Raw genomic sequence first — 23,502 nt, forward strand, 5'->3', positions numbered from 1 at the left:
CAGGTAAATAAAGAGTTTGTATTTAACTTACGCACATACAAAGTTAGACTTTAAAAAGAACTAGAAAGAATGGCTACACAAGTGTTAACAAAAACACATAAGGAGCATTCTGACAACAGCCAATTTTTAAAAGTATAACTAATAGATATCAATAGCATACCTTCATAAGACTATATCTAATATCTATTTCATCTAACTAAATATCTATATATCGTACCACACTAGACTTCTTCAAACGCTTGTTCTGGTAAGGCAAGTACATTGAGCATCACAATGAAGGCTAAAGGATGCGACAAAGCAATTGGCTGCTAAAGCAAACGTTTGAAGAAGAAGCCTACTTATATATTGCGATACACTGTAGCATTATTACTCAGATTTAGCACAAAAACTTCAAGTTAATTTCTGAGCTTATTATGCTCACATCGAAATCACACCCTCAAGGTACAGGTTTATTTCCAATACCAACAAGCTATTTTGATATACTCATGCTTCTATTATGCATATGGCACTATTACGATTGCTAAAAACTTTGCACATCCACTAAAAAAGTATTGAAGCGGAGAAATTCTAAGCAATTTAGCCTCATATTTAATACATGAACCATCTAAAAAAACATCAGCCAACTTAATTAATACTTTGTGAATTTCATTTCCACATAATATCTTTAGTAAAGCATTCGCAAATGAATTAGGTCAAGCCATTTTATTGCAAATATATTACACACATTGCGTAAATAATGAACGCATGTTCAATTAATACATAATACATTTTAAAATTACAAATTAGACAGCATAAAAACGCTAAAAAACAAGCAATAACCCAACAATAACTGCTTCTATATACGGTAGCAAATATATCATTTGCAGAAGATTTCTATATGCTCATCATCTTTAACAAAAGTGCAAATAATATGATTATAAGTACATATGCATTATCATGCTATTATCAAGATATTTAAAAGAAATTATCTTGGCCATCAAAAATATAATAATAAGAAAATATTAGGCATTGCTAACTAAAGATAGATATCAGCAAGTCTTTATTAAAAAGCATTAGGATAGAGTTATAGATCATATCTATGGCCTTACTGTAACGTTTGGTTTTACGATGAAACCTGGCTAAATAGTGCCGTATTAATGAGTTGAATGATTCCACTAAAGACGTTTCTGCCTTAGTAGAATGGTGTTTTTTAGCAATCCTAAATTTTTCATAAACGTCGTAATGGTCACTGCATGATATCTCTATCTCGTAGCTACTTTGTAATCGCATGGCAATCGGAAGATAGGATGCAAAATCCCTGACAATGCTCACTTCAAAATCAACAACTTTATTTCTGTCCCTATCAACAGCAAGCCAAATGTAGACTTTGTTAGTTTTTTTTGGCAATAACTAAAAAGCTCATCCAGCTCAATAATTGAGATTTGCTTGGCATCCTCAGGTATCGTAACATCATTCAGCCTTTGTTTTAGAAGCTTTGAGAATTTTCTAATCCACTTTATTATAAGTGAACTCGAGACCTTTTCTAATCTCTCGATTGATCTAATTCCAACTCCCTCCAGATACATACTAACAACCTTCATCTTTTTATTAAGGCTGTACTTTACTCTCATATCTCCAGACTTATAGCTCTTTTTACACTCTAGGCACTTATACCTCTGACGACCTTTAATATAGCCATTCTTTGTGCTTCCTATGCTGCCACAATGCTTACAACTTAACATATATAATGCTTCCAATATAACTTACTATCAAGGCAGTATACATATACGCGAATTTAAAAGCAAAATCTATTCTTGGTTAGCAATGCCAAATTTTTTATTTACTTGCCACTAGACTGTTTTCTCTTCATGCGCTATTGTCACATCGCAGTTTTATTTTTTAGCTATATATTTATAATAATAAGTCCAACATCTGTTTTGTTTGATACAAATGTCAATAGTATAGATAAATCAGAGATTATTCTTTTTGTTATTTATCAACAGCAGATTTTGCGAAGAATTCCTACATATTACATATAAATGTATAAATGCTCAAGAAATCGCAAAGCCGGGAAAATTCATGTGATCTTCCAGCGCTTTATGTACTGTTCTTTAACTCAATAGACCTCTTGCATAACCTCATTCTGAGGTAGAAATTCTTATAGAGTAGATTTTTGCAAAACGTCACCAAACAATGATCCACGTGAGTGTTTTTATGTTTTAGTGACAATCAAATCACAGTTTGGAACAGGTTATGCAAGAAGTCTAATAAAAACCAAGATCACTGAGTTAAAAATGTATGCTTTATATATAGAGAGATTTGACGCTTAGTAAATGTATGCCTGCTGTCTTATATCCACTAAACAGTAAGATTGTTTTATAAATTTTTTGTCTAAGTTTTGATATAACAATGGCACTGCCTTCATATTGCATGTTATGTTTTTAGCATTTTTTAAACTGCTTCGCTTTCAGTGAATGCTGATGTATAGAAATTTTTAAGAGACCAAAAGTGAATATTTTTGATGTACGTCATATATGTGAACTTAATATTCTATGCTTTCTTAATGAATTTGAAGCTACTTATAAACGCGTGTAAGTTTTTGTATGCACGTCAATTTTTATAGATATTACATTTTTTATAGAATTATGTGAAATTGTGCATTAACGTATGGAGGTGCAATGATGAATAGGAAGATAAAACATAACGAGGATTTTTCTTCATATTTTCGCAAAAACAAGAGAACGGCGCCAAATTTTCTAGGAACTATCCGCGCCTTCTGCGAAAAAATCGCAATTGTTGCTGCCATTTTCACTTCTTCCATAAGAATCTCCGCTGCGCTACTGGTATTTGGAGCGCTAACATGGCATATAATTGGCTGGATTGCGGGAATGATACTCATTGCGCAGATCATACACACAATCCTACAGAATAAAATATCAAGAATAGTAATAAGGTTTATAATGACTCCTATATCTTTAATTCTGGATATTGTTGGTTATCTTATAGCAAAAAGTACCAGGAAAACACACTATTACAGACCAATAACGCAGCAAATATGGAGACAATCTGTTATTAACAATATATATCAGCTGGAAGTAGAAGAACTAGCATATATCATGCGATCCGCAACAAGGCGTTTTTGCGGAAGCAATTGTTGTACTTATGACTATAATTGTAGCAGAGATCTAGATTTATATTTCTTAAATTTGCAAAATACAATCAATGAGATGTTACAACAAAGCATTAAAAATAAATCGCAGTAAAAATAAAAAAGATGAGTGAAAATGGAAAAACCCAATTCTTCAATAAAGTCTGCAATATATCCAGGCACTTTCGATCCAATTACATTTGGTCACATTGATATTATAAAACGAGCTTCTAATCTGTTTGATAGATTGATTGTTGCAGTAGCATACGATGCCTGTAAGAACACCCTATTCTCGCTAGAGGAAAGAGTCTCAATAGCGAATGCAGAAATATTAGCACTAAACATTAAAAATGTAGAAGTTATGCAATTTCATGGCCTTTTGGTTGAGTTTGCCTCTTCACAAAATGCGACAGTCATAGTGCGTGGACTCAGAGCACTTGCAGATTTTGAGTACGAATTTCGCATGTCATACATAAACCACAAACTTCACTCAAAGGTAGAAACCATATTCCTGCCAGCTACAGAGCAAGGACATTTTATTTCTGCCACTTTCGTAAAGGAAATAGCTAGATTGAAAGGAAATCTTACAGGTCTTGTATCAGATTATGTCGCTAAAAAACTCAGACACCACTATGATCAAGTATAAATTAAACTTTTTAGACTTCTATGCAAATCTAACGACTTAAGAATAAATATGTTGCTACATAGTCTATTCGCCAAAAATTTATTTGCATAGCGAATCAATTTTTGCGGAGAAGTTAAATGTGCAAAGATTAGTCCAGGACTTAGCTCTGTGCTAATTTTTGGATATATTATTACTCATGTGTATAAGCAAACACTGCTTGCACAAAATCCGTAAGGTATTATAACATTTTCTTACGGATTTAAAGCGCTATTTTGACACTTCTGGCACCATTGCATGCTTGTTTCAAGATTTTTGGGCGCGCGTGCTATATAGTTGCTTCTTCTTTGCTAAGTAATCCAAACCTTAGCGATAAACTATGCATTACATATGCTATACAAAATGTAGTAGCACAAGCAAAAATTATATCACTCAAGAAATGTCTTCCTGATATTATGCGAATAAAGCCTATGCTAGATCCTAGTAATACACTGAGAAGTATCAAATATTTTTTGTACTTCCTATTGGTAATAAAGGCAAAAGCTATAAATGCAAACCCTACAGATGCGTGTCCCGAAACAAAAGAACAATTCGTTTTACATTGATGACTTACAATAAATGGTGCAGAAAAAACTTTGTTCCCACCAAAATTAGATATTTGATCTGGTCTTGCCCTTCCAAATAAATTATTCTTGAATAACGCATTGATTATAAGGACCACACCGATAAGAAATACAGCTATAATATAGATTATCTTTGTGTAGTATCGTATGTTTAACGATTTATTTTTTTTCCACTCTATAACAAACATAGTAAATAGAATAACAAATGTACAACATATCAGTATCAATGGACTATGCTTGTTAACAAATTCCACTATTGGCAAATTTTTTAGAGCAAAACCACTATCGCCATAATAAAACATAGAGGAGAATTTTATATCTATCCATGGAAATACCAAAAAAATGAATGCTAAAATTACTGTCATTATAGAAAACAGTAACGGCAATCTTGTAGTTATCATTATGTTAGTACCCTCTCTACTTCGTAATTTCTAGAACTGTTTTGACTATATCCGTAACTTGTGGCAACGCTAATTTCTCGAGGTTTGCTGCGTAGGGTAGTGGCACATCTTTAGCAGATACTCTGTAGACTGGTGCATCTAAATAATCAAATGCTTTTTCCATTATTTGCGCACTAATTTCTGCTCCAATGCCTGAAAACGGCCAACCCTCCTCAATCGTTAATGCTCTATTCGTCTTTTTCACTGAGCTTAGTATAGTTTCTATATCAAGCGGTCTTATTGTCCTAAGGTCAATGACTTCTGCTGAGATATTATACTCTTTCTGTAAAATTTCTGCAGCGGCAAGAGCGTTTCCAACTTGTATTGAAAATGCTGTTAATGTTACATCATGCCCTTCTCGTGCAATATGAGCTTTTCCTATTTCAACAATATGTTCAGAGTCAGGTACTTCTCCGCTCACTCCATACAATAGTTCATTCTCTAAAAATATAACTGGATTAGGATCTCTAGTAGCGCTTTTTAACAATCCTTTATGATCTGCTGCGGAATATGGTGAAATTACCTTCAGCCCTGGTACGTTTGCATACCAGTTTGCGTAGCACTGTGAGTGTTGCGCAGCAACTCTTGCAGCCGCTCCGTTTGGACCTCTAAAAACTATCTGACAGCACATTTGTCCACCGGACATATATGGAGTTTTTGCAGCAGAGTTGATAATCTGATCGATTGCTTGCATTGCAAAATTAAACGTCATAAACTCAACTATTGGCTTCAATCCAGCAAGTCCAGCACCAATTGCAACTCCAGTAAATCCATGTTCAGTTATTGGAGTATCTATTACACGTTTTTCTCCAAACTCCTGCAATAGTCCTTGAGTCACTTTGTATGCTCCTTGATACTCAGAAACTTCTTCTCCCATTATGAAAACATCTTGATCACGGTGCATCTCTTCTTTTATAGCATCACGCAACGCTTCTCTAATCGTAACTACCGGCATAAACGCTCCAACAAAAATAACCTTTTAAAATTTTGACAAATGCCACAAATAGTATAGCACTCACGCAGATAATCGCATGAGAAACATCATGTCAATGCTAGTCAAGTCATTATTTACTTTGTTAATTTTATTGCAAATATGTAAAAGTATCTTATGCAAAAATTAACTGGTACTTTTAAAAAATCATGCTCAAAAACCTAGCACAAAGCACTTTACTAACAGTGCATACCAAATTTACAAGCATTTAGCTGCAAAATATCTGTCTCTTAACCAGAAAGAAACGTACGCATAAGGCATATATAACAGTTTCAAATCACCTTTGCAATTTTTGCTTATCAATTTTATTTTCATGATGAAGAGTGCATGTAACATTAATTAAGTTAAAGCAGCTCACTTGCTCTGAATGAGAAATGCTTATTTTTTGCGATGATCAAATGATCATGTAATAAGACATTAACGTGCATCAGTGCTGACATTATTGTTTTTGTAATTGCAATATCTTCTTCAGATGGTGATGGATCTCCGCTTGTGTGATTGTGCACCAAAATTACGGCAGCGGCGTTATAAAAAACAGCTTTTTTTACTATCTCCCTTGGATATATTGCAATCTTATCTATAGTACCATGGTCAAATAGCTCATCTGCAAGAAGAAGATTTTTTTTATTTAGAAAAAGTACTCTAAAATTCTCGGTCTGTTTAAAGCCCATAGTAAGGCTACAGTAGTTTATCACAGCATGCCAACTATTCAAAATGTTGACACTCATAGGTTTTGTATCCAAATGCAATCTTGAAAAAAGGTCATATAATAGTTTGATATAGATGATAGTGGAATGACCAATTTCGGGGATCGTTATAATATCCATTGGATCTGCAGAAATTACAGCACTGAGAGTGCCAAAACGTTCTAATAGTGCTTTTGCAATTGTTTTGGTATTTTTGCGTGGAATTGCATAATATAGCAAAATTTCGAGTATTTCGTAGTCTGGTAATGTTCTAATATCGCACTTTGCGAATCGCTGGCGCAGTCTCTGTCTATGGCCGGCACCAAGCGAATGCTTTTTTTTCGTGTTTTGGTTTGCTGAATTTTGAAGCTGCAGTGCTAACTCTGTTTCTGAAGTCTTTGCAAGATCTTTTGTGTCATAATCCTGAGTTATAGTGTTGTAGCTTTGTTTTGTAACAAGAGTGTTTGCTGCAAGAGAAGTGTGTACTTCTACATTAACACCTTCAGCGATTACATTATAAATCGCAACCTCTTCATTCTTTTTCACTTTCTGATTTTTTTACACTGTTTTTTTCTCTTTGGGTCTGCAGGCCTTTTACAAATATTTCAGCAGCTCCTTGTATCATATGCAAGAAATTTTCATTCTGTTGCTGAAAAAAATTCATGTTTTGCATCCAAAGATCCATTGAAGAGCTATTATTCATAGCAGCATTGATGAAATTCTCGATATACTGCTGATTTTTTTGAAAATAATCCATAGAAAGGGACAAGTATCCTGTAAGAACACTACCTAAAGAATTCCCCTGTAGTTTTATCACTTGTCTTAGGCAGTTGATAGGCAGAATCTGATCCGCATGTCCTTGGTATTCAAGTATCACATTTATCAGTGTTACATGAGTAATATCTCTGCCAGTTTTAGCATCAATAACTAAAATATCGCGATCTTCTCTTACTAAAGAAGCAAGATCATCTAAAGTAATATACGTACTACTAGTGGTATTGTATAGCCGTCTATTAGGATACTTTTTTATTGTTACAGTAGAATTATTATTCAATTTTATATACCTCTTAAGAAAGCTTGATTTTTAATCAAAAGCTATGATGTTTTAGTCTTGTTACTAAACATCAGCTTGCTTCAAAGATTTTCTCTTTTAAAGATAGTTTATGTCTTTTAGCAAAAGTGTTACTTAAGACTTTATAGTTAAGTAGTTAAAGACAGTATTTCAGCTCTTATAAGAGATAGAAGAAGTCTGATGTTTGCTGTAATGAATACTAAGTTGTTAGAAGATAATTTTGTAAAATATTCATCTTCATGTCCATTTAAGTCATATAGAAATTATCAATTACTACCGGCTAAAGCGCGGTAGTTTGTGTAACGCTTGCAAAGCAGATTAAAAGCGTAAACGCTAAAACTCTGATATTCTAAAATCATCTTTTTTGTGATGTTCCTCATGCTGTTCTATATATTTTTGCACTTCTTCTGAATTCACATTGCCAACTGTCACAACAAAATACCCTCTGGCCCAAAGATGTTGTCCCCAATACCGCTTACGGAGCAGTGCAAATTCCTGTAGCAACTTACGACTACTTATACCTTTAATATATTGCACAGCTTTAGATATTGATATACTAGGCGGAACCAATGCTAATATATGTACGTGATCAGGACTCATACTGCCACTAATTATATTTATGTAATTAGCAGCACATATTTCTCGGATTACTTCCCTAGTTCTAATCGCAACTTGCCTAGTTAAAACTCTATACCTATACTTAGTACAAAATACTATATGATACTTTAGGTCATATAGGCTGTGGGATCATCTCCTATATTCCATTCGTCCTCCCTTAGCACATTTCCTAGATAACTAATACTAAAGTGTTCGCCTAAAGGCGAGGGTGTTAACCATATCACATATAACTACATAAATAAATAATAGCACTGAGTTTGACATCACTAGTGGTTTCTAGAGCTCGTGCTAGAATTTGTGCCATTCTCTATGCTTTTCAAGATATATAACACATAACACACACTGTAAAAATCGATTTGTTAATAATACACACCTGGTAGTTTACTTTAAAAATCATTATAATCAAATGAATAGAACTCTTGCATAACCTCATTCTGAGGTAGAAATTCTTATAGAGTAGATTTTTGCAAAACGTCACCAAACAATGATCCACGTGAGTGTTTTTATGTTTTAGTGACAATCAAATCACAGTTTGGAACAGGTTATGCAAGAGGTCTAATGTATTTCAGTGCATATATTAACTCCAGTTACAAAGTGATAGTACGAGTTTATTATAGATTTTCTCGGCAATGTCTTTGATAAATTAAGAGTTGGGATTTAACTTGTATATACGAAGTTAAACTTCAAAAATAGCGAGGCAGAATGCGGGCGCGCAAATACACAAGGAGCATTTTAAAGACACCAATTTTGAAAAGTATGACAAGTATACAGGTTTTTTGGCTTCATTTTCCATATTACTGCGTTAATTTCCTTGCAAATATGTAAAAGTATTAGGCGCAGAAATTAATACCCACTCATACAAAATAACGGCATATATTTGTTGCCCTGCGAGACTTTCGATGCATCATCATAACATCAATCCTCCGCTTCTTAGAGTTATGACGCAAGTGATTATATAAATTATCGGCTATACATAATACTGTTTTAAATATTGTATTGGTGCCTGCATAGACTTTGGTTCTATATCAGCTTTTATTTGCCCAGATTTAAGTAACACTATTCTATCTGCAATCTTTGTTAGGAAATCTAGGTCGTGTGATGCTATCACCATTGCAACTCCTGTGCTGCTTACTGACATTAATAGATTTATAACATCTGAAATGGTTGCTACATCCAAGCCCGAAGTTGGTTCATCACACAATAAAATGTCAGGATTCATTATAAGACTTCTTGCAAGAGCTACTCTTTGTTTTTGCCCTCCAGATAACATAGAAATACTGTGGTTTGCCTTATCTAATATGCCTAAATTCTCCAGCAACTGCATTGCATCTTTCTTGTGATCTGCATTCTTATTATGAATTGACGGAGCATATATTATGTTTTGTAGCACACTCATGTGTGGGAATAACTGAAAATCTTGAAACATAAAACCTATTTTGCCGCCAAGCTTTATAAAACCAGATGTGATTGTTTCAAGACCCTGTATGCAGCGCAGCAGAGTTGACTTTCCACTTCCTGATGGCCCTGCAAGTCCTAAAACTATGGATTGTTTAATCTCTAAGCTTACATCACTTAGTACAGTTGCACCTGCATATTCTTTATGTACGTTTATAATTTTTAACATAAAAATCTGATATGATACTCTATTTTTTTAATTTTCCTAAAGTATTGGCATTGTAGCAGATGAAATAAAAACCATCTATTTATAATTCTTGCTTATGTTAACCTGTTATATCGCAGTGAAATGAAGAGTTGACATTTTAGATTTTGATATGAAGTTATAAAAAAGCGCTAGAAAGAAGTAAAGTGGCATGTGTATATTCAATACATAATTAATGGTCTCATAAAAAAGGTACAAAGTACGCGCGCCAAAAGTCTTAGAAGAGGCATGAAATAGCGCTTAGAGCGTCAAAATAGTATTTTAAATCCGTAAGAAAATGTTATAATAAATGCAAAAAACTTACGGATTTTGTGAAAGTAGCATTTGCAGCATAGGGCCAATTATATATCCGAAAATTAGCGCAGGGCCAAATCGGCATTGTTGCATAATGCGTAGAAAAGACATAGATAACGCCACCAACATTAACGTTTGGTTACCATTCTTGGTCTACCCGCATTTAAAGATTTCAACGAATCTATTAGCTATATGAAAAGGCATGATGACAAAAAAGAAGGCTTAAAGCTTTGGAAAAAAGATACAGGCTATTACAGGCGCTCAAGAATAGAGGCTTATTTTGCCAGTTTTAAGCAGGCATTTGGCAGATATTTTGTTGCCAAATGCGATATTAAAAGGCAAATTGAGATGATTATTAAGGTAAATACTCTAAATCTCTTAAAAAAAGACTTCATTCTTATATCTTCTAAAGCTTCTTGAAGTGAGAAGCTTTAGGGTTTTATATGTACTGATAATGAAATAGTCTCATTATGCAACAATGCCAGACGCTCCATAGATACTTTTTGCACATTAGACCTCTTGCATAACCTCATTCTGAGGTAGAAATTCTTATAGAGTAGATTTTTGCAAAACGTCACCAAACAATGATCCACGTGAGTGTTTTTATGTTTTAGTGACAATCAAATCACAGTTTGGAACAGGTTATGCAAGAGGTCTATTTAACGTCTCCACAAAAATTTATTTGCGTAGCAAATCGAGTTTTGACATACGAACAAGAAAATATATTATGCATGAGCTAACCTCTAGCTTTCATATTCTAAATCCACGGAAGGATGATGAACATTAGAATCTACTAAAACTAAATCACCCTTTTTTCCACACCCTTGTAGTAGCAACGATAGTAGAATTGCTACAAAAAAATATATTGGAACTTTCATTTGCATAATTTTTTAATAAAACTTCCAGTTTTTACTATAGAGCTAAGTTCTGCTCGCAAAAAACTAATAGTGTCTATATATTCAACAGATTCGTCATTCTGCCAAAATAAAATTGCATTCAGAACCGCATAACTTAATAAGCAGCGTTTTGTATAAAAGTTGAAGTCCAATGATTCATCATTCAATAATTCATACCAAACATTATCTGCACAGCACCAAAGTGTTTTTATACCAAATGCCGTATTCCAAGGGAGCATAAAAAACGATAACATTTTAGAGATAGCAGGTTTATTTGGGGCAAGTGTACGCAAACAGATTGTAAAGAACTCGACTATTATATCCTGTATACGGCTACTTCTGGCAGTAGAGGTAAAATACTCAGAATATGCGGCCTTATATACATTGTTTATAAAATACTCTATGACATTTCTTATATCGCCATTAAAAAGGAGAGCTCCCATTCCAGAATCAACCCCTGCTTTCGCGCTTGCTTTCTCAAGGATTTGATTATTCCATCCTTCTTTGCTTGCAAGTGTTAAAGCCAGTTTAGTAATTTCACGTTTTATTGCCTCAACTTCATTCATCTTGATATCCTTGTCATCAATCTTACAGTACCGGCAGCGTCGTTAAACAGCACTTGTATGCAGATTAACCTATAAAAAGAATTATCGGAACATAAAATTTTGAGAGTTTTCACATAAAGATAGATAAGAGCTGTTCTTGATATTGTTTGAATATTTGTGTAATAGTAAGAGCGCACCAAAGCTTGATGGATCCGTATACCATTGACTCTTTTTTAGAAACGATTTTAGTGCGCCGTGTCATTCGGCATAAATGATGTCGCGTGTTGCTATTATCTCTCTCGATACATACTGTGCCAGACTTTCCAATTGTATGACGCTCTTTGGGTAAAATTTTAGAAAAAGCATCCCAATCATCCGTATAAAAATGACATTCTTTCAGATGACTCACTTTGTTGTAGAGCTTTTGGAATGTTGCAGTATCATGATTGCCTGTAACCCAGGCAACTGTTCTCCTTGTACTACGATCAACTGCCTTAATGATCCAAAGCTTGTTTTTTTTGAACCAATAAAATGCCACATCTCGTCGAATTCCATCTCCATAATATCCGAAGAGACAACTGGCTCCTGAGTCTTGCCCATCGCCTCTACTACCCAGCGATAAATTATGGACGGCGAATGCCATAATATCTTGCATAACATAGAAAAAGAGCCATTACCAAGACTATATAGCATAACGCATAATGCTTTCTTAACAGCTGTTTGAGGCTTCTTGCCCAGATCGCCCTCAACAAAATTTAGAACATGATCTGCACTTATAACGCTGTACACCCCTCACAATGCCATTCTTTACAAAGATATCAGAGCAACATCCCTTACAACAAACCATAAAACCACTCTTTAGTTTTTAAAAAAGTGATCATATCATACTTCTATCTAATTGTGAAAACTCTCAAATCATCAAACCGAAACTAGGTTTACTTGAATTGGCAAAAAGCCTTGGTAGTATATAATCTGCATGTAAGGCAATGTGTTATAGTAGAGATAGCTATTACAGATTTAAAGAACTATATGAAACAGGAGGAGAAGAAGCGCTATACGAGATAAGTCACAAGAAGCCAATAATCGCTAATAGAGTAGATCCTGCAGTAGAAAAAGCAGTAGTTGATATGGCGATAGAGTACAGCATATGGACAACTTAGAGTATCAAATGAGCTGAAGAAGAGTAGTATACTTGTTTCTCCTGGAGGAGTAAGATCGATTTGGTTACGTAATGATTTGAATAATATCAATAAAAGATTGAAAGCCTTAGAAGCTAAGATGGCCCAAGATGGTATTATATTGACCGAAGCACAGCTGCAAGTACTAGAGAAACGCCGTAATGAAAAAGAAGCACATGGAGAAATTGAGACACAACATCCAGGTTATTTAGGTTGCCAAGGCACATATTATGTAGGCAATTTCAAAGGGATAGGAAAGGTTTATGCTCAGGTATTTATTGATAGCTACAGTAGATTTGCTGATGCTAAACTGTATACTGACAAAACTGCGATTACTGCTGCTGATATGCTAAATGATCGAGTGTTACCATGGTATGAGAGTCAAGGGATACCGATGCTTCGTATTCTTACAGATCGTGGAGGAGAATATAAGGGAAATATAGAACATCATGCTTTTGAGTTATTTCTCAGTAAGAGCATACAACAACTAAAGCATATTCACCTCAAACTAATGGTATGTGTGAACGTTTTAATAAAACTATGAAACAAGAATTCTTTGATACAGCTATGCGTAAAAAGATTTATACATCATTGGATGACTTGCAATTAGATCTTGATATTTGGTTAGAATATTTCAACAATGAAAGACCTCATTCTGGTAAATATTGTTATGGAAAAACACCTATGCAAACTTTTTTGGATAGTAAAAAGTTAGCTGTGGAAAAGAATAATGAAATCTTGTATCTCAGTTACATATCTGACAGTCAAAACTTAACTGACAAGCAGATATAAAATTTATAACTGTCTGTAAGATCAAATCTTGACTTCTACAATTAACATACAACATACTGGAGCATACGTTTGAAGTAATGCAAAGTATAAGTATACCATAGGTAAATAAGGAGTTTGTATTTGATTATAGCAATGATCACAAAATGCACGCACGAGGATTTTTATGGCATGATTTTTTAATTTCTGTGCTTAATGCTTTTACATATTTGCGTAGAGATTAACGAAGTAATACTTAAAAATCAGGCCAAAAAGTCCTACATAATAACTTGATGAACAGGGCCATGTACACACGAAGTTAGACTTCAAAAAGAGCTATGAAGAATGCTGGCGCATGTGTTAACAAAATACATAAGGAGCATTCTAAAAAGCGCTAATTTAGAAAAGTATGACGAGTATATAGCTGATTTAAACATATTTAAGAACAATACAGTGAAATCTGAAAAACAAAATATTATAATACACTCTAAAGAGGATTTTGAAGGCATGCGCAAAGCTGGAAAGCTAGCATCTCAAGTCCTAGATTATATAGCTGATTTTGTGGAACCTGGAGTAACTACAGACCATCTCAATACGTTGTGCCATGACATGATAATACAGAAAGGTGCTGTTCCAGCGCCTTTAAACTATAAAGGCTTCCCAAAATCAATTTGTACTTCTGTAAATCACGTCGTCTGTCACGGAATTCCTAGTGACAAGAAGCTGGAGAATGGTGATATCCTCAATATAGATGTGACTGTGATAGTTGATGGATGGCATGGTGATACCAGCAGAATGTATTCTGTTGGTGACAATGCTAGTATCAAAGCAAAACGCTTAATACAGATTACTTACGATGCTATGATGCTTGGAATAGAAGCTGTAAAACCTGGTGTAAAACTCAATACCATAGGCAAGGTAATACAAGAATATGCAGAGAAACATGGATATTCTGTAGTACGTGACTATTGTGGCCATGGTCTTGGTAAAATATTTCATGCACCACCTCAGGTATTGCATTACTATGATGAGAAATTAGATGTTGTACTCACAGAAGGAATGTTTTTTACGATAGAGCCAATGGTTAATGTTGGTGGGTATAAGACTAAATTGCTGAGAGATGGTTGGACTGCCGTGACTCAGGATAGATCACTTTCTGCTCAATTTGAACATTCTTTAGGCGTAACAAGTAACGGCTTTGAGATTTTCACTGTATCAAAATAGATCTTTTCTGTATCAAAATAGATCTTTTATTTATGACAAAATATTTCTCATATAAAAAACTGGCAATTACATTTATAATTATCGCTATATTCCTAGGATTGTGTTTTATTCTACTTTTGGAAAAAAACAATCAACTCCCTAAAATAGCAATAGCAAGTTATGGACCTCATGCTTCGCTAGACGATACAATTAGAGGGATTGTAGATGGCTTGCAACAACATGGATTGCAAGATTCAAGAGATATAAAATTTGACAAAATGGATGTCAACTTCGATCAAAATATGATTATGCAGGTACTAACTAGACTTAGAGCTAGGCAACCTGATGTATTTGTAACACTTTCCACTCCTGTTTCACAAGCTGCTAAGAAAGCTATTATAGACGTTCCAATATTGTTCGTGAATGTTACAGACCCAGAAGCAGCAAACTTAGTACATCAAGGAGAATATAGTTCTGGAAACATCACTGGTCTATCTGATAGACAAAATTTAGCAGCATTCCTTGATTTTATAACAAGTATTATGCCAGAAGCTAAAAAGATCGGAATGCTATATTCTACATCTGAAGTGAATGATATCTCTTTACTTGATATGATGAAAGAAGCTGCTAAGGTCTATGATATGGAAGTAATTGCAGTACCGATAGATAGTCAGAGAGATATTCCGCTAAGAATGCAAAGATTTAGTAGCGATCCTGTGGATCTTATATATGTTGGGACGAGTGGATATATACAACCGTCACTTCCTGCAATTGTTGCACAAGCAGACAGGTTAAAGATTCCAGTTTTTAATGCAGATGAGAACGCTGTTAAAGAGAATCTTGTTGTGGCTAGTTTTGGAGTATCGAATTATAAAATTGGTCTTGCCGCATCTAATATAATAGTTCAACTACTTGATGGTGTAAATCCAGCTTCCATACCGATTATATATCCTCAATTATCTGACCATGTTTGTTTTATAAACAAGAAAAAAGCTGCTGCTTTCAATATTAAAATTCCTGAGAATTTAGATAATGTGACGGTGGTTGATTAAGTGCTGCATATAAAAAATGTCTATAAATCCTTTCCTGGTGTATTTAAGACAGCACTTGATGATCTAAGTTTTAGTTTGAACAAAGGGGAGTTTTGTGTATGCGTAGGTAGTAATGGTTCAGGTAAGTCAACTCTGATTAAGACTATAGTAGGTGAACATAAAATTGATAAAGGATCTATAGTAATAGATGAAGAAGACTTCACAAACCTTTCACTACAGCAAAGGTCAAAATCTATAACATATGTTACCCAGAATATTACGAATGGCACATTTCAAGAAATGACTTTGCTAGAAAACTTGGCACTTGCAAGAATGCGAGTAACCAGCCCAAAACTCAAGCACTATATGTATAATATTGATAGAATAAAAGAAGAAGTAATATCTTTGAACTTAGGACTCGATAAATTCTTTAACTCAAAAGTTGGTAATCTCTCAGGTGGGCAACAACAAATGATAGCAGTCGTAATGGCCACTCTTTTCCATACAAAACTATTGTTGCTTGATGAACACTGCTGTGCACTTGATCCAAAGATGCAGCGACAACTTATGTACTATACTGCAGCTTGTATAGTGAAAAATGATATTACATCACTTATGGTGACACATAACATGCAAGACGCAATTATGTATGGTGATAGGATTATTATGTTATCAGAAGGACGTATTGTACTTGATATAAACAAAGAAAAGAAATCAAAAATGAAACTAGAAGAATTACTTCAGCTATTCCATCAACATGAGGATATAGAGCATTTTAACTAATGGACTGGCAAAAAATTGAGAATTGTGACGATGCTAATTTTGAAAAATATAGCAGAATTATATTGCACACTAATGCTATAACATGGGTAATTCACAGAGAAATGCGTAGTTATCAATATAGAAAAAGAGAATATAAAAAAGTCTTCTAACAAGATTTTTAGCCTACTTTAAGTTATGTGCACTGTTTATGTATCTTATTTGAAAGTACTAAAATTTATATTGTTCATTTGAATTTTTAGGTACGATATCTTAGATGACAACAATAAAAATGAAGTGGTGTATATGAGTAGGTTACTTGGTGGTTGGAGAATGTCTCGAACACGTTATCCATTTAATGAGTTTGATTACATAATGTATGGTATGGTCACCAATCTTGATGGACTCACAACAGGAGACATAAACACACCAGGCTGGAGTCCAGAAAATGAATCAAAACCAGATATGAATCCTTGTTTTAAAGGGAAAAGACTTTGGGTGTATGGAGGAGGAGGTTGTGCTCCTGAAGGGAAGCCATCTAGTACGTATGAGGTATCAAGAATCATCTCGGCAACACTAAATAAAAATTGGGACTGTGTTGATTTTGATGATGAGTGCAATATGAATATCACACTCATTATTGAAACAATGAAAAAACTCAAAGAAAATGGTAAAGAAACAAGCTTTGGTTTTATTGCAGGTTATTCTTATAACCACCCAAATACGGAAGCAGGAAAGAAGTTAATGGATAAAGTGAATATGATCATAAAATCAGAGCAATGTAATCGACTAGTTCATTATTGTTATGGTTCTGCAATGTGGAATAAAGATGATATTGTGAATAACGTTAAACAAGCATTAGAAAAAAGTATCTCTTATGGCATGGATAAAGATAAAATTATTTTAGCACTAACTACTAAAGGTCTTACAGACTGGAACCTCAATTATTTTCTTGATCAAATTATTAATTTGAATTTAGGTGGTTTGTTCATATGGAGATATGATGAAATCACTCCACACCATCTTCAAATCATTAAGGAACGTTTAAATAAATAGCCCTGAAGATATATAAATTCTGATATAACATAATCTCATCCACCAAAAGCCTAAATCAGCGGCATTACTCATCACTCATGGATGGAATTTTTAGTATAGCTAAATTTTTGAATGGTTTGTATAAAATAGGCATTATACAGCTTGTCCACTCTTGAAAAAGTACTCAAACGCTTTTCAAATTGCAAGTGCATATTCAAAAATGTGAATGTAATGCTTGCTATAAAAATCCGTAAGTTTTTTGCGCTTATTATAACATTTTCTTACGGATTTAAAATAATATTTTAACACTCTAAACAGCATTTTATGCCGTTTCTGAGACCTCTGGCGTATATAAAAGAGTCAATCCGCCACAAATTGATTTGCGCAGCAAATTGATTTTTAACGAACAGACTACTAAATCTGAGAGTTTTCACATAAAGATAGATAAGAGCTGTTCTTGATATTGTTTGAATATTTGTGTAATAGTAAGAGTGCACCAAAGCTTGATGGATCCGTATACCATTGACTCTTTTTTAGAAACGATTTTAGTGCGCCGTGTCATTCGGCATAAATGATGTCGCGTGTTGCTATTATCTCTCTCGATACATACTGTGCCAGACTTTCCAATTGTATGACGCTCTTTGGGTAAAATTTTAGAAAAAGCATCCCAATCATCCGTATAAAAATGACATTCTTTCAGATGACTCACTTTTTGTAGAGCTTTTGGAATGTTGCAGTATCACGATTGCCTGTAACCCAGGCAACTGTTCTCCTTGTACTACGATCAACTGCCTTAATGATCCAAAGCTTGTTTTTTTTGAACCAATAAAATGCCACATCTCGTCGAATTCCATCTCCATAATATCCGAAGAGACAACTGGCTCCTGAGTCTTGCCCATCGCCTCTACTACCCAGCGATAAATTATGGACGGCGAATGCCCTAATATCTTGCATAACATAGAAAAAGAGCCATTACCAAGACTATATAGCATAACGCATAATGCTTTCTTAACAGCTGTTTGAGGCTTCTTGCCCAGATCGCCCTCAACAAAATTTAGAACATGATCTGCACTTATAACGCTGTACACCCCCTCACAATGCCATTCTTTACAAAGATATCAGAGCAACATCCCTTACAACAAACAATAAAACCACTCTTTAGTTTTTAAAAAAGTGATCATATCATACTTCTATCTAATTGTGAAAACTCCCCTAAATCTCCATAATTTTGTGCATCTCCTCTGCATTTGCTTCTCTTACAGCTCCTGTTTGTAGATCTCCAAGATTGAAAGGTCCATAGTGAGTTCTGATAAGTCTACTAACTTCCATGCCAAAATGCTCAAATATCTTGCGGATTTCTCTGTTTTTCCCTTCTGATAGCGATATTTCAATCCATGAATTTGAAGTAGAATTCTTTGCTAAATGGTTGATGCTATTTTTAGCCTTTTTTTTAGGCCACATCAACTTACTCTTACTATCTGTATAAGTATGTTTTCTCTCAGGTATGCTTACTGCAATGCTCTTATATGATATTCCATCGATAGTAATGCCATCACTCAGAGCTTTAATTTGTGTATCGTTTATAGAGCCAAATATTCTGCATCTATATCTGCGTGTTAATTGATTCGCGGGAAGTTCAAGTTTTCTTGCTAGACTTCCGCTATTGGTGAGTAATAACAAACCTTCGGTGTTATAATCAAGCCTGCCTACTGAAATAACTCTTGGCAGATACTCTGGGAGAGATTCAAAAACTGTTTTTCTGCCCTTGGTATCTTTGTGTGAAGTAATGAGCCCTCTTGGCTTGTTATATAGCCATATTCTTGCTTTTGGAATTGCGCCTAGCTTTTTTCCATCAACTGTAATAGATTCCTGACCTGATACAAGAGTGGCAGGATGTAGTACAGGCTGACAGTTTAGCTTTACTTTTCCCTCTAATATTAATTTTTCTGCATCACGCCTAGAGCAGTAACCAGAGCTTGCTATAAATTTTGCTATGCGTTGATTTTTGTTTTTCATATTGGTTTACAATTAGCTTCTAGTAACTTTTTTAGCCCAAGTTTCTGAAATAGTATTTCATCAGCGCTCAGTGCATTATTTTCAGTAGTCAGCAATTTATCTCCAGCAAATATAGAATTAGCACCAGCAAACAAGCAAAGTGCTTGTAATTCTTCAGACATGCTTACTCTGCCAGCAGAAAGTCTTATGTAAGATCTTGGCATCATCACCCTTGCAAGCGCAACTAGCCTAACAAATTCAAATGGTTCAACATCAAATGCAGCTTCAAGCGGTGTTCCTGGGATTTTTACAAGTAGATTAAGAGGTACAGATTCAGGTGGCTTGTATAAATTAGCCAAAACCATTAACATTTTTATTCTGTCGCTTAGTGATTCCCCCATTCCTATTATACCGCCGCAACAAACGCTCATACCAGCTTCCCGCACGCACTTTATAGTGTCGAGTCTATCCTGAAATGTTCTTGTAGTAATAACATTTGGATAAAAATCTTCAGACGTATCAATGTTATGATTATAATAATCAAGACCTGCTTCTTTAAGTAGCGAAGCTTGACTAGAATTTAGTAGACCAAATGTAGCGCATGTCTCCATACCAAGAGATTTGACGCCTTTTATCATCTCTATAGTTTGCATTAAGTCTTTCGAACTTGGAGAGCGCCATGCGGCCCCCATACAAAACCTTGTTGCTCCAGACTCTTTTGCAGATCTGGCTGCATTCATCACAGACTCCAAATCAGAAAGCGGTTCTTTCTTTAATTCGGTTTTATAATGTGCAGATTGTGAACAATACTTACAATTTTCAGGGCAGCCACCAGTCTTTATGTTAAGCAAGGTACTTACCTGTACAGTATTTTGGTCAAAATGTTCTTTAAGAACAGTATGAGCGCTATATATCAAGTCGAAAAATGGCTGATTGAACAAGGCATTCGCCTCTTCAAGTGACCAACGCTTTATCGAGTTCGTCATGAATTTATCAAAAATATACTATGAGAAATAACAGAATACATTATATAAATGGTGCGGCCGAAAAGACTCGAACTTTCACCTCTCGCGAGACAACGCCCTCAACGTTGCGTGTCTACCAATTCCACCACGGCCGCACATAAGATAACTCTACGAATTACATGACAAGTATTGATTAGCTCAAAACCAGAACTATAGTTCAGCAGAATAACATAAACCTCAAATTCGATACAATGTTTTCTTTAGCTAAATTTTAGGCATTGCTAACTAAAGATAGATATCAGCAAGTCTTTATTAAAAAGCATTAGGATAGAGTTATAGATCATATCTATGGCCTTACTGTAACGTTTGGTTTTACGATGAAACCTGGCTAAATAGTGCCGTATTAATGAGTTGAATGATTCCACTAAAGACGTTTCTGCCTTAGTAGAATAGTGTTTTTTAGCAATCCTAAATTTTTCATAAACGTCGTAATGGTCACTGCATGATATCTCTATCTCGTAGCTACTTTGTAATCGCATGGCAATCGGAAGATAGGATGCAAAATCCCTGACAATGCTCACTTCAAAATCAACAACTTTATTTCTGTCCCTATCAACAGCAAGCCAAATGTAGACTTTGTTAGTTTTTTTTGGCAATAACTAAAAAGCTCATCCAGCTCAATAATTGAGATTTGCTTGGCATCCTCAGGTATCGTAACATCATTCAGCCTTTGTTTTAGAAGCTTTGAGAATTTTCTAATCCACTTTATTATAAGTGAACTCGAGACCTTTTCTAATCTCTCGATTGATCTAATTCCAACTCCCTCCAGATACATACTAACAACCTTCATCTTTTTATTAAGGCTGTACTTTACTCTCATATCTCCAGACTTATAGCTCTTTTTACACTCTGGGCACTTATACCTCTGACGACCTTTAATATAGCCATTCTTTGTGCTTCCTATGCTGCCACAATGCTTACAACTTAACATATATAATGCTTCCAATATAACTTACTATCAAGGCAGTATACATATACGCGAATTTAAAAGCAAAATCTATTCTTGGTTAGCAATGCCAAATTTTACGTAATATAGTTTTACTAAATTTACAAGAGAACAAGATCTAAAAAAAGAAAAGATGACTGATATAAGCAAATATATACTTCTCGTAGATGAAGAATTGATATTTAACTTGTATACATATGAAGTTAGACTTCAAAAAGAGCTATGAAGAGTGCTGTGGGCATGTGTATAATCAATACATAACGAGCGATCCTTCAGGCGCCAACTTTTGAAGTGTGACGAGTATACTGCATCGAAATAATTAATACACAGCCGAACTCCTCTCTTCGAGACTAATGTATAGCATTTTATCTTCTATATTACAAGTCTCTGTATAAATAAGCAGTTCAAGTATCAATAAATATAGACATAGTGCGGAAAATCTATTTAGATACATTATCTAGAAAAGCGCAGAGTATCGCAAGATTTCAGGATTGCAGATTATTTTTGAAGAGAGTAAATTTGTGAAAAAGGTGTGTGCAATTAATTGTTTTTGCGTTATATTTAGTATATTGGCGATTATAAATCGCAAATACAATGCAAATTCTAAAAAATTAATGCAGAAAGCGGCAAAATCCATGTCATTTGCCACACATGCTTATGTAATATTTAAGCTTCGATATCTACATTTATTCTTAATACGTATGAATATATTAGCTATTATAACTACTAATAGTATAAAAGTTCATTTTGCAACGTAGTGATAATAAGTATAAAATATATAGAGTGGACATCAAATAAACAGAGTTAATTGATTATGAATGATAAGAGGAATATTGCTATCAATTTTGGGCCTCAACATCCTGCGGCACATGGTGTACTGCGCTTAATTCTTGAAATGGATGGGGAAGTTATAACTCGTGCTGATCCACATATTGGGCTTTTGCATAGAGGTACTGAAAAATTGATAGAATATAAAACATACCTACAAGCCGTACCTTATTTCGATAGGCTTGATTATGTCTCTCCAATGGCACAAGAACACTGTTTTGCTCTTGCGGTCGAAAAACTACTTCAATGCGAAATACCAATACGTGCTAAGTATATAAGAGTTCTTTTTTGTGAAATTACCAGAATTTTGAATCATTTGCTTAGCATTACTACTCATGCTTTGGATATAGGAGCGATGACACCACTGCTTTGGATGTTTGAAGAACGCGAGAAGATGATGGAATTTTATGAGCGCGCTAGCGGAGCTAGAATGCATGCTTCTTATATTAGGCCAGGAGGAGTTGCAAGCGATCTGCCAAAAGGCCTCCTGAAGGATATAGGGCACTTCATCAAATCATTCCATGATAAGATAGATGATATAGAGACTGTTTTAACGGAAAATAGGATATTCAAGCAGCGGTTAGTTGGAATAGGTGTAGTCACTCCAAAAGAAGCGCTGGACTATGGCTTTTCTGGTCCTATGATCCGTGCATCGGGTGTCGCTTGGGATTTGCGCCGTTCTCAGCCGTATGAAATATATAACGAATTAGACTTTAAAATTCCAGTTGGAAAAAACGGAGATTGTTATGATAGATATCTAGTGCGTATGGAGGAAATGAGACAGTCTATAAAGATTATAGAACAATGTTTAGATAAGATGCCAGAAGGTGAAATTAAAACTCAAGATCCTAAGATATCGCCACCTAAGCGCAGTGAAATGAAAAAGTCTATGGAGGCTTTAATTAATCATTTTAAGCTTTATACGGAGGGTTATACTGTACCAGCAGGAGAAACTTATGTTGCAGTCGAATCCCCAAAGGGAGAGTTTGGCCTCTATCTAGTATCGGATGGAAGTAATAGACCATACAGATGTCATATTAGAGCGCCTGGTTTTGCTCATTTGCAAGGTTTGGATTTTATGAGTAGGGGGCATATGCTGGCTGATGTTGTGACGAATATTGGAACATTAGATATAGTCTTTGGTGAGGTAGATAGATAAC

General features: G+C 34.7%; 24 protein-coding genes, 1 tRNA gene and 2 pseudogenes. 8 read left to right on the forward strand and 19 right to left on the reverse strand.

Annotation, left to right across the window (positions count from 1 at the left end):
• Positions 1 to 1,011 precede the first annotated feature (1,011 nt).
• Complete coding sequence (locus AACK98_RS06435; protein WP_339040855.1) at positions 1,012 to 1,386, reverse strand: IS1 family transposase; 375 nt, start codon at positions 1,384 to 1,386, stop codon at positions 1,012 to 1,014.
• Positions 1,308 to 1,721 carry a hypothetical protein gene (locus AACK98_RS06440; protein WP_339040857.1) on the reverse strand — a complete coding sequence of 138 codons (414 nt, stop codon included), beginning with the start codon at positions 1,719 to 1,721 and terminating at the stop codon, positions 1,308 to 1,310. The genes AACK98_RS06435 and AACK98_RS06440 overlap by 79 nt, the downstream gene beginning before the upstream one ends.
• 1,542 nt (positions 1,722 to 3,263) lie before the next feature.
• On the opposite strand from AACK98_RS06440, the gene coaD reads away from it, so the two are divergent.
• Positions 3,264 to 3,773 (forward strand): pantetheine-phosphate adenylyltransferase, encoded by a 510-nt coding sequence (coaD, locus tag AACK98_RS06445; protein WP_339040859.1) that lies wholly within the window; start codon positions 3,264 to 3,266, stop codon positions 3,771 to 3,773.
• A 304-nt stretch (positions 3,774 to 4,077) separates the two neighbouring features.
• On the opposite strand, the gene AACK98_RS06450 is transcribed toward coaD, so the two are convergent.
• The 6 genes and pseudogenes from AACK98_RS06450 to AACK98_RS06475 all read right to left on the reverse strand — a co-directional run bounded on the left by AACK98_RS06450 (position 4,078) and on the right by AACK98_RS06475 (position 9,803).
• A complete protein-coding gene (locus tag AACK98_RS06450; RefSeq protein WP_339040861.1) occupies positions 4,078 to 4,773 on the reverse strand; it encodes a phosphatase PAP2 family protein in 696 nt (231 codons plus the stop codon).
• A 16-nt stretch (positions 4,774 to 4,789) separates the two neighbouring features.
• Positions 4,790 to 5,767 (reverse strand): pyruvate dehydrogenase complex E1 component subunit beta, encoded by a 978-nt coding sequence (locus AACK98_RS06455; RefSeq protein WP_339040863.1) that lies wholly within the window; start codon positions 5,765 to 5,767, stop codon positions 4,790 to 4,792.
• Between the two features lie 380 nt (positions 5,768 to 6,147).
• Positions 6,148 to 7,035 (reverse strand): RadC family protein, encoded by an 888-nt coding sequence (gene radC, locus AACK98_RS06460; protein ID WP_339040865.1) that lies wholly within the window; start codon positions 7,033 to 7,035, stop codon positions 6,148 to 6,150.
• Positions 7,022 to 7,543: a polyhydroxyalkanoate synthesis regulator DNA-binding domain-containing protein gene (locus tag AACK98_RS06465; protein ID WP_339040867.1), complete on the reverse strand. Its 522-nt coding sequence runs from the start codon at positions 7,541 to 7,543 to the stop codon at positions 7,022 to 7,024. Before AACK98_RS06465 ends, radC begins: the two co-directional genes overlap by 14 nt.
• Positions 7,544 to 7,894: 351 nt before the next feature.
• Positions 7,895 to 8,296: pseudogene (gene tnpA, locus AACK98_RS06470) on the reverse strand (IS200/IS605 family transposase); the annotation flags it as partial.
• Positions 8,297 to 9,146: 850 nt separating this feature from the next.
• A complete protein-coding gene (locus AACK98_RS06475) occupies positions 9,147 to 9,803 on the reverse strand; it encodes an amino acid ABC transporter ATP-binding protein (protein ID WP_339040869.1) in 657 nt (218 codons plus the stop codon).
• 465 nt (positions 9,804 to 10,268) lie between these two features.
• On the opposite strand from AACK98_RS06475, the gene AACK98_RS06480 reads away from it, so the two are divergent.
• A complete protein-coding gene (locus tag AACK98_RS06480) occupies positions 10,269 to 10,553 on the forward strand; it encodes a hypothetical protein (protein WP_339040871.1) in 285 nt (94 codons plus the stop codon).
• 323 nt (positions 10,554 to 10,876) lie between these two features.
• On the opposite strand, the gene lptM is transcribed toward AACK98_RS06480, so the two are convergent.
• From lptM to AACK98_RS06495, 4 genes are all read right to left on the reverse strand, one after another.
• Positions 10,877 to 11,017: an LPS translocon maturation chaperone LptM gene (gene lptM, locus AACK98_RS08300; RefSeq protein WP_410519980.1), complete on the reverse strand. Its 141-nt coding sequence runs from the start codon at positions 11,015 to 11,017 to the stop codon at positions 10,877 to 10,879.
• Positions 11,008 to 11,595 (reverse strand): COQ9 family protein, encoded by a 588-nt coding sequence (locus AACK98_RS06485; protein ID WP_339040874.1) that lies wholly within the window; start codon positions 11,593 to 11,595, stop codon positions 11,008 to 11,010. Before AACK98_RS06485 ends, lptM begins: the two co-directional genes overlap by 10 nt.
• Before the next feature lie 109 nt (positions 11,596 to 11,704).
• Positions 11,705 to 12,076, reverse strand: a complete 372-nt coding sequence (locus tag AACK98_RS06490) for an IS1 family transposase (RefSeq protein WP_339042647.1) — start codon at positions 12,074 to 12,076, stop codon at positions 11,705 to 11,707.
• Positions 11,980 to 12,363, reverse strand: a complete 384-nt coding sequence (locus AACK98_RS06495) for a hypothetical protein (RefSeq protein WP_339040876.1) — start codon at positions 12,361 to 12,363, stop codon at positions 11,980 to 11,982. The genes AACK98_RS06490 and AACK98_RS06495 overlap by 97 nt, the downstream gene beginning before the upstream one ends.
• A 197-nt stretch (positions 12,364 to 12,560) precedes the next feature.
• Between AACK98_RS06495 and AACK98_RS06500 the strand changes: the two are divergent.
• The 5 genes and pseudogenes from AACK98_RS06500 to AACK98_RS06520 all read left to right on the forward strand — a co-directional run bounded on the left by AACK98_RS06500 (position 12,561) and on the right by AACK98_RS06520 (position 17,569).
• A pseudogene (locus tag AACK98_RS06500) lies at positions 12,561 to 13,544 on the forward strand (IS481 family transposase).
• Between the two features lie 429 nt (positions 13,545 to 13,973).
• The gene (gene map, locus AACK98_RS06505; protein WP_339042649.1) at positions 13,974 to 14,744 is read left to right on the forward strand and encodes a type I methionyl aminopeptidase; all 771 of its coding nucleotides are present in this window, start codon (positions 13,974 to 13,976) and stop codon (positions 14,742 to 14,744) included.
• 116 nt (positions 14,745 to 14,860) lie between these two features.
• Positions 14,861 to 15,775 (forward strand): ABC transporter substrate-binding protein, encoded by a 915-nt coding sequence (locus tag AACK98_RS06510; RefSeq protein ID WP_339040878.1) that lies wholly within the window; start codon positions 14,861 to 14,863, stop codon positions 15,773 to 15,775.
• Entirely contained in the window at positions 15,776 to 16,537 is a 762-nt protein-coding gene (locus AACK98_RS06515; RefSeq protein ID WP_339040879.1) for an ABC transporter ATP-binding protein, read from the forward strand.
• Positions 16,538 to 16,819: 282 nt separating this feature from the next.
• Positions 16,820 to 17,569, forward strand: a complete 750-nt coding sequence (locus AACK98_RS06520; RefSeq protein WP_339040881.1) for a hypothetical protein — start codon at positions 16,820 to 16,822, stop codon at positions 17,567 to 17,569.
• Positions 17,570 to 17,978: 409 nt separating this feature from the next.
• On the opposite strand, the gene AACK98_RS06525 is transcribed toward AACK98_RS06520, so the two are convergent.
• The 7 genes from AACK98_RS06525 to AACK98_RS06555 all read right to left on the reverse strand — a co-directional run bounded on the left by AACK98_RS06525 (position 17,979) and on the right by AACK98_RS06555 (position 21,499).
• Complete coding sequence (locus AACK98_RS06525) at positions 17,979 to 18,257, reverse strand: IS1 family transposase (RefSeq protein WP_339040883.1); 279 nt, start codon at positions 18,255 to 18,257, stop codon at positions 17,979 to 17,981.
• A complete protein-coding gene (locus AACK98_RS06530) occupies positions 18,220 to 18,636 on the reverse strand; it encodes a hypothetical protein (protein WP_339040770.1) in 417 nt (138 codons plus the stop codon). Before AACK98_RS06530 ends, AACK98_RS06525 begins: the two co-directional genes overlap by 38 nt.
• Before the next feature lie 124 nt (positions 18,637 to 18,760).
• The gene (locus AACK98_RS06535) at positions 18,761 to 19,564 is read right to left on the reverse strand and encodes a pseudouridine synthase (RefSeq protein ID WP_339040885.1); all 804 of its coding nucleotides are present in this window, start codon (positions 19,562 to 19,564) and stop codon (positions 18,761 to 18,763) included.
• On the reverse strand, positions 19,561 to 20,529 hold the full coding sequence (bioB, locus tag AACK98_RS06540) for a biotin synthase BioB (RefSeq protein ID WP_339040887.1): 969 nt from the start codon (positions 20,527 to 20,529) through the stop codon (positions 19,561 to 19,563). Before bioB ends, AACK98_RS06535 begins: the two co-directional genes overlap by 4 nt.
• A 49-nt stretch (positions 20,530 to 20,578) precedes the next feature.
• A tRNA-Leu gene (locus AACK98_RS06545) sits at positions 20,579 to 20,663 on the reverse strand.
• Positions 20,664 to 20,789: 126 nt separating this feature from the next.
• The gene (locus AACK98_RS06550; RefSeq protein ID WP_339040222.1) at positions 20,790 to 21,164 is read right to left on the reverse strand and encodes an IS1 family transposase; all 375 of its coding nucleotides are present in this window, start codon (positions 21,162 to 21,164) and stop codon (positions 20,790 to 20,792) included.
• Positions 21,086 to 21,499 carry a hypothetical protein gene (locus AACK98_RS06555; RefSeq protein ID WP_339040889.1) on the reverse strand — a complete coding sequence of 138 codons (414 nt, stop codon included), beginning with the start codon at positions 21,497 to 21,499 and terminating at the stop codon, positions 21,086 to 21,088. The genes AACK98_RS06550 and AACK98_RS06555 overlap by 79 nt, the downstream gene beginning before the upstream one ends.
• Before the next feature lie 829 nt (positions 21,500 to 22,328).
• On the opposite strand from AACK98_RS06555, the gene AACK98_RS06560 reads away from it, so the two are divergent.
• Entirely contained in the window at positions 22,329 to 23,501 is a 1,173-nt protein-coding gene (locus tag AACK98_RS06560; RefSeq protein WP_339040891.1) for an NADH-quinone oxidoreductase subunit D, read from the forward strand.
• The last annotated feature ends 1 nt before the right edge of the window (position 23,502 follow it).

Origin of the sequence: Candidatus Lariskella endosymbiont of Hedychridium roseum (assembly GCF_964020185.1) — a bacterium.
Lineage (GTDB): Bacteria > Pseudomonadota > Alphaproteobacteria > Rickettsiales > Midichloriaceae > Lariskella.

Bases quoted from the DNA above. Each gene is read 5' to 3' on its own strand.
- AACK98_RS06535 (WP_339040885.1), bottom strand. From the start codon at position 19,564: ATGAAAAACAAAAATCAACGCATAGCAAAATTTATAGCAAGCTCTGGT.
- bioB (WP_339040887.1), bottom strand. From the start codon at position 20,529: ATGACGAACTCGATAAAGCGTTGGTCACTTGAAGAGGCGAATGCCTTG.
- lptM (WP_410519980.1), bottom strand. From the start codon at position 11,017: ATGCAAATGAAAGTTCCAATATATTTTTTTGTAGCAATTCTACTATCG.
- coaD (WP_339040859.1), top strand. From the start codon at position 3,264: ATGGAAAAACCCAATTCTTCAATAAAGTCTGCAATATATCCAGGCACT.
- AACK98_RS06455 (WP_339040863.1), bottom strand. From the start codon at position 5,767: ATGCCGGTAGTTACGATTAGAGAAGCGTTGCGTGATGCTATAAAAGAA.
- AACK98_RS06450 (WP_339040861.1), bottom strand. From the start codon at position 4,773: ATGATAACTACAAGATTGCCGTTACTGTTTTCTATAATGACAGTAATT.
- AACK98_RS06560 (WP_339040891.1), top strand. From the start codon at position 22,329: ATGAATGATAAGAGGAATATTGCTATCAATTTTGGGCCTCAACATCCT.
- AACK98_RS06475 (WP_339040869.1), bottom strand. From the start codon at position 9,803: ATGTTAAAAATTATAAACGTACATAAAGAATATGCAGGTGCAACTGTA.
- AACK98_RS06555 (WP_339040889.1), bottom strand. From the start codon at position 21,499: ATGTTAAGTTGTAAGCATTGTGGCAGCATAGGAAGCACAAAGAATGGC.
- AACK98_RS06485 (WP_339040874.1), bottom strand. From the start codon at position 11,595: ATGAATGAAGTTGAGGCAATAAAACGTGAAATTACTAAACTGGCTTTA.
- AACK98_RS06520 (WP_339040881.1), top strand. From the start codon at position 16,820: ATGAGTAGGTTACTTGGTGGTTGGAGAATGTCTCGAACACGTTATCCA.
- AACK98_RS06440 (WP_339040857.1), bottom strand. From the start codon at position 1,721: ATGTTAAGTTGTAAGCATTGTGGCAGCATAGGAAGCACAAAGAATGGC.